Raw genomic sequence first — 11,242 nt, 5'->3', positions numbered from 1 at the left:
TTTCCGGCCCTGCCCGGGTGATCGGCTTCAGCCGGAACCGCTCGGCCGGGCGGTGCCGGGGCGTTGCCGATCCTCCATGAGCTTGTCCATCAGCTGCGCGAGCGCGTCGTCCAGCTGCCCGCCGAGCCGGCGGCCGAGCCGGGCGCTGAGCTCGTCGTCGACCGCCGCCGCGAGCGAACCCATCTCGGCCAGCAGGGATTTCCCTTCCCCGGTGACGGTGAGGATGTGCTTGCGCCGGTTCTCCGGATCCCGCCGCCGCTCGATCAAGCCGCGCTGCTCCAGCTGGTCGGCCAGTCGGACGACCAGGCTGGGACTCACCCGCATGAGCCGGGCGATGTCGTCCTGGGTCCGCGCGAAACCCTGCTCGACCATGGCGAGAGTCCCGAGGTGTTTGGGGGTCAGCCCGGTTTCGCGCAGGTGCTCGGCGAAGTCGTTGGCCAGGTCGGTGCCGAGCACCATGAGCTTGAAAGCCGAGGTCTCGGGCAAAGAGCTGTTGGTCGCCACGCCGGTACTCTATCATCTGTGAACAGTTCAATCTGTGAATAGTTGATGAGTGAGGTAATAATGATCGTCTTAATGGTGGCCAATGCCGTGCTCGCGGTGGTCAGCGTCGCTTTCGCGGTGGTCGCGGCAGTGCGACCGGCGGCGTTGAGCCACAGCGAGGCGCCGACGAGCGGCGAGAAGTTCTACGGCTGGATGTATGCGGTGAGAGCCGTGCCGCTGGGCTGTGCGGCGGCGGTGGTTCCGCTGATCTGGTCTGGACCACTCTGCGCGGTGGTACTGATCGCGGCCGCCGTCGCGCAGGCGGGGGACGTCGGCATCGGAGTGTTCCGCGGGGAACGGGGCATGATCGCGGGAAGCTCCGTGGTGGGTGCGGTGCACGTGGTCACCGCTGTCGCGCTGTGGTGAGCGAACCCGCCTGAAAGCCGCGCGTCAGCGTCGCGTCAGTGGCGGTTGCGACGCTGTCGGGGTGACGTGCCTGATGTCTGTGTCCAGTTACCTGCCCGCCGCGGTGCCGATCGCGTCGCTGCAGGGCGAACTCGACCTCACCGACGCCCAGTTGCGCAGGCTGCATCGCATCTACGGGTTGTCCGAGGTCTGCCGGTCGCCCGAGTCCGAGGCCGAGATGCTGCTCGGCGCGGTCGCGAAGCTCGACGGGTTCGCCGGGGTGGAGGAACGCGTCCGCTACGTGCTGCGGCCGAAGACCGTGCCCGCGGCGTCGCCGTTTCCGTTCGATCCACTCGCCGAGGTGCGGCAGCGGCTGGGGCTCCGGAACGCGCTGGCCTTCACCGTCACCGATCACGCGTGCGCTTCCGGGTTGCTCGCCCTTGATCTCGCCGGCGCACTGCTCGAACAGGACGGCGACCCGGACGCGCTGGCGTTGATTCTCGCGGGGGAGAAGGCTTTTACCCCGGCCGCGCAGATCATCCCGGACGTCGCGGTGATGGGCGAGGGGACGGCCGCGGTGCTGGTCGCCCCTGGCGGGCAACGGGATCGGCTGCTGGGTTACGCAACGACGACGCTCGGCGGGCCGGGCGGCGAGGTCATCACGAACGAAGAGCAGAACAAGGTGTTCCGGCAGATCTATCCGGAGGCGCTGGGCGACGTCACCCGCGCCGCGCTCGAAGCGGCCGGTTGCGCGGCAAGCGATCTCGCGCTCGTTCTTCCGCACAACGTCAACAAAGTTTCGTGGATCCGCGCGGCCGACGCGATGGCCGTGCCGCGCAAGAAGATCTTCCTCGGCAACGTCCCGCGCACCGGCCACTGCTTCTGCGCGGACCCGTTTCTCAACTACCACACCGCGACCCGGCTCGGGCTCCTGAACCCGGGCGAGCGCTACCTGATGGTTTCGGTCGGCCTCGGCTCGACGTTTTCCGCGATGGTCTTCGAACACTAGGAGCAGAACCTGATGAGTACGGAACTCGAGATCGAGGGCGTCGGGATCACCGAGCTGGCGGACCGTTACGGCACCCCGTTGTTCGTTTACGACGGCGGCGAGCTGGCCGGCCGGATGTCCCGGCTGCGGCGGGAACTGCACGGCAGCATGGAGGTTTTCTTCTCGCTGAAGTCGAATCCGAATGTGTCGATTCTCGCTGTGCTGCACGACAACGGCGCCCGCGCCGAGGTGTCGAGCCTTGCCGAACTGCGCACCGCGCGCCGGGCCGGCGTCGAACCGCGCGACATCATTTTCCTCGGCCCCGGCAAGAGCCAGGCGGAACTCGAAGCCTGTCTGGACGAGGACATCGCGGCGATCGTCTGCGAATCCTTCGGAGAGCTGGCGTTGATCGACCGGCTCGCCGCTGAGCGCGGAGTGCGAGCGCGCGTGGCGTTGCGGGTCAATCCGAGCTTCGCGGTCAAGGGTTCCGGGCTGACGATGGGCGGAAAACCGCGTCAGTTCGGCATCGACGAGGAGCAGCTGTTCGCCGCCGAGGATCTGGTTTCCCGGCACCCGAACGTGAAGATCATGGGCGTCCAGGTGTACATGGGCACGCGCATCCTCAGCGAGGAATCGGTGGTGGAGAACACCACCCGCATTTTCTCCCTCGCCGAGCAGTTGTCCGCGCGGCTGGGCTTCGGTCTCGACCTGGTCGACGTCGGCGGCGGTCTGGGCGTGGCGTACTTCGAAGGGGAACGCGACCTCGACCTCGATCTGCTGACCTCGCGGCTCAACCCGGTGATCGACGAGTTCGCCACGCGGCATCCGGACACCCGGCTCGTGATGGAACTGGGCCGCTACCTCACCGCGGTCAGCGGCACCTACGTCGTGCGCGTCCGGTACGTCAAAACCTCGCTGGGGCAGAACTTCGCGGTCGCCGACGGCGGCACCAACCACCACATGGCGGCGGTCGGGATCGGGTCCTACGTCAAACGCGATTTCCCGATGCGGCTGCTCAACCGGATCGACGAATCGTCGACCGGCACCTGGCAGATCACCGGCCCGCTGTGCACGCCGAACGACGTGCTGGGCAAGAAGATCCCGCTGCCGCCGGTCCGTCCCGGCGACCTGATCGGCGTCGAACGCTCCGGTGCCTACGGTCCCAGCGCGTCGCCGGTGCTGTTCCTCAGCCACGGGTATCCCGCCGAGGTTCTGGTCCACGATGGACAGTCCTATGTGATCAGTGAACGAGACCAGCCAGAGGACTTGTTGCGCCGTCAGCACTTGCACCGGCTTCCGGTTCCCGCGGTGGAGGGCTGATGTTCAGTGCTGGCGCCCCCGAAGCGGCCACGCGCACCTCGCCGTTCGCCGTGCTGCCGATGGGGTTGAAAACCGTGCTGCATCGGCGATTCGAATCCGGCAACGACCGGCTCGACAGTCCGATCATGGCGCGGTACTTCACCGATCTGGCCGCCGGGCACGACGTCGGCTATTCGCCGGAGCTGGTCGCCAAGGCGCAGGGCAATACGTTCATCTCCCTGGCCCGGGAACTGCTCGACGGCCAGTTCAGCGAGCCGATCGACCTGGTCGTCGTCGCGCACGACGGCCCCGATTTCGACCCGCGCCTGTCCGCTCCGGTCAACCTGACCGCGGTGCTGCCGGGCGGTCCGATGACGTACTCGGTTTCCGGGCAAGGACCGCTCGCCGGTTTCCTCGCCCTGCGAGTGGCGGCCGGATACGTGCGGCGCAAGCCGATGCACCGCGTGCTGATTCTCGTCATGGAGCAGCGGGGCATGCCGTACGCGGGAGAACGCCCGTCGGTGGACGCGGCGTCCGCGCTGCTCTTCGAAGCCGGGGCGGGAACCACCCGAGTGGCGGTGCTGCCCGGAATCGACCCGGCCGACGCTCGGGCGGAGGCTGATCGGCTCGCGCCGGCAGACCGTTACGGAGCAGGTCTCACCGGCGGACCGGTCGCCGGAGGACGCTCCGCCACCGCGCTGTGGGCCGAACCGCCCGCGGTGCTCGCCGATTACGACCCGATTCGCGGAACTCTGGGAATATGCGCCTTCGCCCGGGAAAGCCAGCCGTCCGCGCCCCTATAATCAGGAGCGGAACACCCCGCGGCGAAGAAAAGGTGAAGATCTGTGCGCGTGGTCATCGGCGAAGACCAGTTCCTGCTCCGGGACGGGCTGGTCCGGCTGCTCGAAGCGCACGGGATGACGATCGTCGCGGCGCTCGACAACGGGCCGGATCTGCTGAACGCGCTGGTCACGGAGAAACCGGACATCGGCGTGGTCGACATCCGGCTCCCGCCGTCGTTCACCGACGAGGGCCTGCGCGCGGCGATCGAGGCGCGCCGCCAGGTGCCCGGGCTGCCGGTCCTGGTGCTGTCGCAGTACGTCGAACGCTTGTACGTCAACGAATTGCTGGCCGACGGCGCGGGCGCGGTCGGCTACCAGCTCAAGGACCGGGTGCTCGACGGCGACCATTTCGTCGACGTGCTGCGCGGGGTCGCCGCGGGCAACACCATGATGGACCCCGAAGTGGTGTCGAGGCTGTTCACGCACAACACGCGCGACGTCGCGCTGGAGAGCCTCACTCCGCGTGAGAACGACGTGCTCCGGCTGATCGCCGAGGGCCGGTCCAACAGCAACATCGCCGCCGAGCTGTTCGTCACCGAGAAGGCGGTGTCCAAGCACATCAACAACATCCTGGCGAAACTGCAGCTGCCGGTGTCCGAGGACAGCAACCGCCGCGTGCAGGCGGTGCTGGCCTACCTGCGCCACTGAGGCTTCAGCCGACCGGCTCGCAGGGGATTTCGATGACCACCGAGGTCGGTCCGCCGAGCGGGGACAGCACGGTGAGGAACCCGTCCAGCGGCGCGAGCCGGCGTTCGAGTTCCCGCAGCCCGGTGCCCTTGGCCGGGTCCGCGCCGCCCTTGCCGTAGTCGGTGACCGTGACGGACAGCCGGCCGCCGGAATGATGCACGTCGATTTTCCCGGAATCCGCGCCGGAATGCTTCATCGCGTTGTTGAGCACCTCGGAAACGGTGAAATACGCGGCCGTCTCGACAGCGGGCGCGAACCGGCCGGGAAGGTCGACGGTGGTTTCCATCTCCAGCGTCGCTTCCATCCCGAGTTCGCGGACCGCGTCGGCGAGACCGCGGTCGACCAGCACCGGCGGCTGGATCCCGCGCACCAGATCGCGCAGCTCCTGCAGCGCTTTCACCGAACTCGCCTTGGCCTCTTCGAGCAGGCTCTTCGCGGCTTCCGGCTGCCGCTCGGCGAGTTTCGCCGCCGCGTCGAGCGTCATTCCCATCGCGACCAGCCGGGCTTGCGCGCCGTCGTGCAGGTTGCGTTCGATCCGGCGCAGCTCCAGCGCCTGATGGCCGACAGCGTCGTCGCGCGTGGTGGTGAGGTGCTGGACGCGCTGGGCGAGGACGGTGCTTTCGGACGGGGAAAGGAATTTGGCCGCCAACGCCGCGTGCAGTTTCAGCAGGTGCGGAGCGGCCCAGAGGGCGAGCGGGAAATGCAGCAGGCCGAGCACGACGGCGATCCAGGCGACGGCCGGGTTGTCCACCGGCAGCGCGACATACCAATCGCCGAGCCACAGATCGTCCAGAATCGGGTAGAGCAGCGGCATCAACAGCCCGCGCACGCCGTCGATCACGATGGCCAGCGGGGCGAGCGTGAGCAGACAGCCGATGGTGCAGTCCACCAGCAGCCAAGCCGTGTCCCGCCAAGTGGCACGGTCGGCCAGCAACCGCGCGAACACCTGAAAGAACCGGGTGCCCTCGGGCAACGGGAGATACGGCTGCGCCACCTGCCGTCCGGTCCAGGCGCCGTGCAGTTTCCGCTGCAGATTGGCGACCGCGCGCACGGCGTAGACCACCGGGGGAATCAGGAACACCCCGACGCCCACGCCCAGCAGCGAGGCAGCGCAGGCCAGGAGCGCGAAAAGCGCCACCTCGACCGGTGCGAGCAGGCCCAGCGCGGTGCTGTGCAGCACGGCGAGGCCGCCCCGCGCGAACCAGGGCTTCGGCGCCGCCGGCTCGCGGGCATCGGTGGAGGGCATGTCCCGATTATGTGCTGTTTCGGGCAATCCTTGCAGGGGTGCTAGGACCAGTCCGGATCGAAGAGCTAGCACCATCGGAATCCGGCGCCGGCGCTCGTAGCTTTCTTCTGTAGCCCGACGCGCCTGGGAGAGTGACCGATGTACCAGTCCGGACAGTCAAGCACGGATGCGGTGACGCTCCGGTCCGTCACCAAATTCTACGGAGGGAACCGGGCCCGCGTCGTCGCACTCGACGGGATTTCCGTTTCGTTCGCCCGCGGCAGTTTCACCGCGGTGATGGGACCGTCCGGTTCGGGCAAGAGCACGCTGCTGCACTGCGCGGCGGGGCTCGACCAGCCGGATTCGGGCACCGTCGTGCTCGCCGGCCAGGACCTGGGACGGCTCGACGAGGCGGCGCTGACCCGGATGCGCCGCGACCACATCGGATTCATCTTCCAGCAGTTCAACCTGCTGCCGTCGCTGGACGTGGTCGACAACGTGACGCTGCCGCTGCGGCTGGCGGGGAAGAAGGGCGATCCGGCGCTGGTGAACCGGATCATCGAGCAGGTCGGACTCGGCGGACGGCGCGGGCACCGGCCCGGTGAATTGTCCGGCGGCCAACAGCAGCGCGTGGCGATCGCCCGCGCGCTGGTCAGCCGTCCGCACGTGACCTTCGCCGACGAGCCGACCGGCGCGCTGGACACGACGTCGGCGAGCGAGATCCTGGACCTGCTGCGCACCGCGGTGCGAGCCGAGCGGCAGACCATCGTGATGGTGACGCACGATCCGGTCGCCGCCTCCTACGCCGACCGGGTGCTGTTCCTCGCCGACGGCCAGTTCGCCGGCGAGTTGCACGAACCGACCGTGGACGAGGTCGCGCGCGGGCTGACCGCGTTGAGCTCGCGTGCGTCGCGGCTCGGCCGCGACGGCCGCAACGCCGTCGGGACGGTGCGCTGATGCTGCGCCTTGCCCTGAGCACCCTCCGGTTCCGCAAGGCCGGATTCGCCGCGACGTTCGTCGCGCTGCTCGTCGGCACCGCGATCGTGATGGCGTGCGGCGGCCTCATGCAGACCGGGATCTCGCCCCGGGTCCCGCCGCAGCGGCTGGCCGGGGCCCCGGTGGTCGTCGCGGGCGACCAGCACTACAACCTCCCGCCGACGAATCCGGGCACCGAGGACGAGGACCACGAATCCGCGACGCTGCCCGAACGGGTGCGGCTGGACGCGTCGCTCGGGGCGAAGATCGCGGCCGTTCCCGGCGTCGCGAAGGTGATCCCGGACGTGTCGATTCCGGCGACGCTGCCCGCCGATCCCGACGTGAAGCTGGTGCGCGGCGCGGCGTTGGGGCACGACTGGGCGACCGCCGAGCTGGCCCCGTACTCGCTGACTGACGGCCGGGCTCCGCAGCGCAGCGGCGAAGTCGTGCTCGACCAGGCGACGGCGGCGGCCACCGGGGTGGCGGCGGGCGGTTCGGTGCAGATCGCCGTGCGTGGCGGTGTCCGGTCCTTCCAGGTCGCCGGAATCGCCGTCGCGAGCGAGAAAATGGCTTCCGACGCGGTGTTCTTCTCTCATGAAGACGCTCTCGCGCTGACACCCGCGACCGGGCAGGTCGACGCGTTCGGCGTGCTTCCCGCCGCGGGCACGGACCCGGCCGCGCTGAGCACCCAGATCGCGAACGCGGTGCGGGACCAGCACGCGGTCGCGCTCACTGGTGTCGCACGCGGGACAGCCGAGTTCGCGCAGGCGAGCGACGGCGGGGAAATCCTCGTGATCCTGGCCGCGGTGTTCGGCGGCCTGGCGGTGCAGGTGGCGTTGTTCGTGGTGGCCAGCACGCTGGGATTGTCGGTGCAACAGCGCCGGCGCGAGGTCGCGTTGCTGCGTGCGGTCGGCGCGACGCCCAAGCAGGTCAGCCGCATGATCACCGCGGAGTCGATGGTGATCGGCGTGCTCGCGACCGTGCTGGCCGCCTTCCCCGGCGAGCTGCTGGGGAACTGGCTGTTCGACCGGTTGTCCGGATTCGGCGTCTTCGAGCCGGTGCTGGCGTATCACCAGGACTGGATTCCGACCGCCGCGGGCATTCTTGTCGGCCTGCTGTCAGCGTGGGGCGCGGGATTCGTCGCGGCGCGGTACGCCGGGCGGACGCGTCCGGTGGAGGCGATGCAGGAACTGGTCGCCCCGAAGCGCTGGCTGACGTCGTTCCGGCTCTGGTGGGGCATCGGCAGCCTGATCGGCGGCGTGGCACTGGCCTACCTGACGATCACGGTGATGGACGGACCGCTCGCGGCCAGCACAGCCGGTCCGGCGGTCACGCTCGTCGCGGCGGCGGTCGCGCTCTTCGCGCCGGGGATCACCCGGATGATGGTCGCGGTGCTGCGGGTTCCGGTGCGGGCGGTGAGCGGGCTGTCCGGCTATCTCGCGATGGCCAACGCCCGGGTGCGCTGGCTGCCGATGTCCGGTGCCGTCGTGCCGGTCATGCTCGCCACGACGCTGGCCGTGTTCATGCTCTATTTCCAGACCACACAGGTGGAATCGGCGAAGCAGAAGTACGCGTCGAACCTCTCGGCGGACGCGGTGGTCACTTCGTCGACCGGCGACGTCAGCACCGGGCTGCTCGACAAGGTCCGGTCGCTGCCCGGCGTCGGCACCGCTTCGGCGTACGTGACCAGCAAGGGCTACAACGAGAAGCCGTCGGACCCAGGCCAGGACGAGGACGGGCTCGCGCTGACCGGGGTCACCGGCGACGCGGTCGCGAAGACCCGGGCCGCGGAGGTCGCTTCCGGATCGCTGGACGCCTTGCAGGGCAACACCATCGCGCTTCCGGTCGACCACGCGGAGCGGCTGCACGCCAAGGTCGGCGACGAGATCGGGCTGCGGCTCGGCGACGGTGCGCAGGTGCGGTTGCGCGTGGTGGCGACGCTGCGGTCCGCCCCGGCTTTCGCGGCGGCGCTCATGCCCGCGGGCACGCTGGCTCCGCACACGACCGACGGGATCGCGTCGCAGGTGCTCGTCACCGCGGCGGCGGGCACGAGCGTCTCGCAGCTGATGAGCACGCTCGACGGGCTGGCGCAGGCCGCTCCCGGGGTGCAGGTCGCGAACCGGGACACGCTCACCGCCAAGTTCGTGCAGGAACAGGAAGCGAACGCCTGGGTGAACTACCTCGTGGTCGGCATGATCCTGCTCTACGCGGCGATCTCGGTGGTGAACACGCTCGTGCTCTCGACCGCGCACCGGCGGCGCGAGTTCGGCCTGCAGCGGCTGGCCGGGTCCAGCCGGGGCCAGGTGCTGGGCGTGATGGCCGTGGAGGGGATGGTCGTCGCGGTGATCGGCGTGGCGCTGGGCACCGCCGTCTCGCTCGCGATGCTGATTCCGTTCAGCCAGGCGGTGTCCGACAGCTGGCTGCCGTATGGTCCATTGTGGATTTATGCGGTGGTGGTCCTGCTCGCGGTCGTGGTAAGCATGGTCGCCACGCTCTTCCCGACCTGGCTCGCGGTGCGCGGCAAGACCTCGATCGCCATGCTCTCTCCTGAATAGGTGACCCCTGGGCGACCGCCTGCCGCTGACTGCCCCCAGCTGTCAGCGCGCGGTCAGCCCGGGGTCACCGCCCCGCCGTAGCGTCAGCGGCATGAGTCCGAACGAGGCGGGAAGCTCTTCCTGGGACGCGATCGTGATCGGGTCCGGGATAGGCGGCCTCGTCTGCGCCGGGTACCTCGCCGCCTTCGGCCGCCGGGTGCTGGTGCTCGAACAGCACGACGTGGCGGGCGGCAACTGCCACATGTTCCGGCGGCGGCGCTCCTACGAGTTCGACATCGGCGTGCACTACCTCGGCGACTGCGGGCCCGGCGGGCTGCTTCCGTCGCTGCTGGGCGGGCTCGGCGTCGGCGACCGGGTGCGGTTCCGCCGGCTCGACCCGGACGGCTTCGACCGGATCGTGCTGCCGGGCCTGCGCTTCGACGTGCCGGAGGGCTGGTCCCGGTATGGGGACCGGCTGCGGGAAACCTTTCCGGCGGAGGCTGCGGGACTTCAGGAGTACCTCGCGATCTGCGGTGAGATCGCCGCGGCCGCAAGGTATTCAGCGAGTGCTCGGCCGGTGCTGGGCAACTCGGCCGCGGTGGTGCGCTGGAGCCGACGCAGCCTGAGCCGCTTGTTTGACCATTGTGGACTGTCGGCAGCCGTGCGCACCGTGCTGGCCGCGCAGTCCGGCAACTACGCGTCGTCGCCGGCGAATACCGTTGTCGCGGCGCACATTCGCATGCTCGACGACTACCTGACCGGTGGCGCGTACTACCCGGAGGGCGGCGGCCAGATGCTGGCCGCCGCGCTGGTGGAACAGCTCGAAACCCACGGCGGCCAGCTGCGCACCAAGGCGCGCGCCGCCCGGATCCTGATCGAGCACGGGCGCGCGGTCGGTGTCGAGCTGGCCGACGGAGACGTACTGCGCGCGCCGCTGGTGGTGTCCAATGCGGACTATCGACGCACGGTGCTGGAGTTGTGCGGTGGCCGGGAAAACCTCCCGGAAAGCATCGTCCGGCGCACCGAAGACGCGGTGATGCGGCTGCCGCTGGTCACCAGTTATGCGGTGGTGGACACCGAGTTGCCCGAAGCATCCGAGGCCAACATCTGGTACTGGCCGAGCGGCGACGTCGAAAGTGCTTACGCCCGAACGGAAGCGGGCCAGTTCGACGAGTTGCCGTTCGTGTTCATTTCCTCTGCATCGCACAAGGACCCCGGAAACACCGCGGTGTGCCCGCCCGGGTACACGAACCTCCAGATCATGACCGCGTGCCCGCCCGGCTACGAGCAGTGGGGCGTAGCCGACGGACCGGCGTCCGGGCTCCGCTACCGGCGGGTGGCCGAATATCGCGCGGCCAAAGAGAAACTCGCCGCCTGCCTGCTCGACCGCGCGGAAGAGGTGCTCGGCCCGTTCCGGGACCGCATCGTCTACCTCGAATCGGCCACCCCGCTCACGCAGGAGCGCTACACCTTGGCCACCGGCGGAGCCGCGTACGGGCTGCAGTCCTGGGGCCCGCACGGACGGCGGCCGGACGTGCGGACCGCCGTCGAAGGACTGTTCGTCGCCGGACAGGACATCCACGGCGGGGGAGTCGTCGGGGCCGCGGTCGGCGGTGCGCAGTGCGCCGAGGCGATCCTCGACCGGCCGGTGCTGGCCGAAGCGTACGACGGCGCGGTCTTCGCCGACCGCGCCCTGCTGCCCGAACGCGGCCACGACTGGGATCCGCTGCGGATCTCCCGCGGCCAGGCCCGCCGCGACGCCCGCGGATTCGCTCCGACGGCGCGCTGAACCCTGTGTACAAGA

At 69.5% G+C, this 11,242-nt stretch carries 10 protein-coding genes; 8 read left to right on the top strand and 2 right to left on the bottom strand.

Translation table 11 applies throughout. The features are described 5' to 3' along the window. Positions 1-27 precede the first annotated feature (27 nt). On the bottom strand, positions 28-504 hold the full coding sequence (locus tag ACZ7OI_RS43635; RefSeq protein WP_470269970.1) for a MarR family winged helix-turn-helix transcriptional regulator: 477 nt from the start codon (positions 502-504) through the stop codon (positions 28-30). 60 nt (positions 505-564) lie between these two features. Here ACZ7OI_RS43635 and ACZ7OI_RS43630 point away from each other — a divergent pair, with 60 nt between their 5' ends. From ACZ7OI_RS43630 to ACZ7OI_RS43610, 5 genes are all read left to right on the top strand, one after another. Beyond that, a complete protein-coding gene (locus ACZ7OI_RS43630) occupies positions 565-909 on the top strand; it encodes a hypothetical protein (RefSeq protein WP_470269969.1) in 345 nt (114 codons plus the stop codon). A 73-nt stretch (positions 910-982) separates the two neighbouring features. Further along, on the top strand, positions 983-1,897 hold the full coding sequence (locus ACZ7OI_RS43625; RefSeq protein WP_470269968.1) for a 3-oxoacyl-[acyl-carrier-protein] synthase III C-terminal domain-containing protein: 915 nt from the start codon (positions 983-985) through the stop codon (positions 1,895-1,897). 12 nt (positions 1,898-1,909) lie between these two features. Then, positions 1,910-3,196, top strand: a complete 1,287-nt coding sequence (locus tag ACZ7OI_RS43620; protein ID WP_470269967.1) for a type III PLP-dependent enzyme — start codon at positions 1,910-1,912, stop codon at positions 3,194-3,196. Further along, positions 3,196-3,978 (top strand): hypothetical protein, encoded by a 783-nt coding sequence (locus ACZ7OI_RS43615; protein ID WP_470269966.1) that lies wholly within the window; start codon positions 3,196-3,198, stop codon positions 3,976-3,978. The genes ACZ7OI_RS43620 and ACZ7OI_RS43615 overlap by 1 nt, the downstream gene beginning before the upstream one ends. A gap of 42 nt (positions 3,979-4,020) precedes the next feature. Then, positions 4,021-4,665, top strand: a complete 645-nt coding sequence (locus tag ACZ7OI_RS43610) for a LuxR C-terminal-related transcriptional regulator (protein WP_470231377.1) — start codon at positions 4,021-4,023, stop codon at positions 4,663-4,665. Positions 4,666-4,669: 4 nt separating this feature from the next. On the opposite strand, the gene ACZ7OI_RS43605 is transcribed toward ACZ7OI_RS43610, so the two are convergent. Then, the gene (locus ACZ7OI_RS43605; RefSeq protein ID WP_470269965.1) at positions 4,670-5,950 is read right to left on the bottom strand and encodes a sensor histidine kinase; all 1,281 of its coding nucleotides are present in this window, start codon (positions 5,948-5,950) and stop codon (positions 4,670-4,672) included. Between the two features lie 138 nt (positions 5,951-6,088). Between ACZ7OI_RS43605 and ACZ7OI_RS43600 the strand changes: the two genes are divergently transcribed. The 3 genes from ACZ7OI_RS43600 (at position 6,089) to ACZ7OI_RS43590 (ending at position 11,227) form a co-directional block, all read left to right on the top strand. Continuing rightward, complete coding sequence (locus ACZ7OI_RS43600) at positions 6,089-6,886, top strand: ABC transporter ATP-binding protein (protein ID WP_470269964.1); 798 nt, start codon at positions 6,089-6,091, stop codon at positions 6,884-6,886. Further along, positions 6,886-9,459 (top strand): ABC transporter permease, encoded by a 2,574-nt coding sequence (locus ACZ7OI_RS43595; RefSeq protein WP_470269963.1) that lies wholly within the window; start codon positions 6,886-6,888, stop codon positions 9,457-9,459. Before ACZ7OI_RS43600 ends, ACZ7OI_RS43595 begins: the two co-directional genes overlap by 1 nt. A gap of 91 nt (positions 9,460-9,550) precedes the next feature. Continuing rightward, positions 9,551-11,227 carry a phytoene desaturase family protein gene (locus tag ACZ7OI_RS43590; RefSeq protein ID WP_470269962.1) on the top strand — a complete coding sequence of 559 codons (1,677 nt, stop codon included), beginning with the start codon at positions 9,551-9,553 and terminating at the stop codon, positions 11,225-11,227. Positions 11,228-11,242 lie beyond the last annotated feature (15 nt).

This window comes from Amycolatopsis sp. NPDC114503 (genome assembly GCF_055633655.1).
The sequence above is the reverse complement of the archived record's forward strand: the minus strand, read 5'-3'. Positions and strand labels throughout refer to the sequence as shown.